Consider the following 1,506-nt stretch of genomic DNA (forward strand, 5'->3'; position numbering starts at 1 on the left):
AGATATTCGGAGATATGCTTAAGGTGGCTTCCATTAATGCAGCTAAAGAGCTCGATCCAGATATTCGGAATATTACGAACAAGCAGCTCGCAGAGCTGAGTCAAGAGATAGGCGTTACCCATATCTCATTGTTGGTCCGAACGTTAGATGATGTTGTGGTTGCCCGTTCATCAGCGGCGGAGGAGATCGGTCTTTCCACTAAAGACTGGGGTTATTGGCACACGGCATTTCTTGAATTGTTCGAATATGAAAACGTCCAGTCCGTGCAGGAGGGACAACGTGGTAAGCATTTTTGGTCCGGACCGTTTGAATTCTCCACGTCGAGTCCGGAGTCTATAGATAAATGGGGTTATTATTATGATGGGAAACGCAACTACATTATTGACCCTTACATAAGAAGTTCTGATATTAAGGATTTCATGAAGGTAACAAGTCCTGATACGGTGGTGGAGGAAACGTTAAAATCCAATCCGCGGATATTGGAAGTCACGGGCATTAACCCCGATACCTTCGGTAATGATTATATGAGAGAGGATGGCAAGGATGCTATCCACTATAAGCTCGGCAATCGTCCAATCACGTTCGGAACGTATCATTACGGAAGCCTTCAGGAGGACAAGAAGGCCGTCAGGCAGTCCATCGAAACGAATGATCATGTCGTGTTCGTAAGTACGATTCAGAATAAAAAGGTGTTAAAAAGCTTCATTCCGGTCACGTATGATGACAAGCCTACCCAGGTCATTAGCGTGGTTATGGACTATGAGGCCATATCGTCCGTCATGCGGGAACAGATGATCAGTCTTGTAGCGATATCGCTAGTGCTGCTTGAAATTGTAATTTTCGGAAGCTATATCGTTGCCGGTTATTTTACGAAGCCGATTCAAGCCATCTTAGGGACCGTTAACGACGTGGCCGACGGTCATTTCGACCGAAGGCTTGAAGTGAGCAGCAGAGATGAGCTGGGGCAGCTTGCAGGTCGCATTAATGCTATGACCCGCAATTTAGGCCATTACACGAGTCAGTTGAAGCAGATGGTAGATGAGAACCAATCGGTGAAAGAATATTTGGAATCGGTTATCAATCAGACGGCCGATGCTATTCATACAACAGATAATTATGGTCGAATCATCAGTGTCAATAAAGCGTTCGAGCAGTTGTATGGCTGGAAGTCACATGAAGTAGTCGGACGAATACCTGCTTTAGTGCCGTCAGAGATGGTGGAGGAAGAGGCCCAGCGGATTAAGAGGCTGCGGGATGGCGAGCGTCTGCCGCCGATTGAGACCATCCGGCTAGGGAAGGACGGCCATCCGATCGAAGTTAGCATCAGCACCTCGCTCGTACGGGACGAACAGGGCGACATTACAACCATGATTAGCGTGTCCCGTGATGTAACTGAGCGGAATCGGATTGAGGAACTGCTGCGCCGCTCTGAGAAGCTGAATACGGTTGGTCAACTGGCAGCGGGAGTAGCTCATGAAATACGTAATCCACTGACGACCCTGAGGG

At 47.9% G+C, this 1,506-nt stretch carries 1 protein-coding gene; it reads left to right on the forward strand.

What is annotated here, in order from left to right:
• Positions 1-23: 23 nt before the first annotated feature.
• On the forward strand, positions 24-1,506 hold a 1,483-nt coding region (locus tag ACFRAK_RS28620; protein ID WP_394573134.1), incomplete at its 3' end, for a sensor histidine kinase.

The sequence above is a fragment of the Peribacillus sp. NPDC056705 genome, assembly GCF_043656335.1.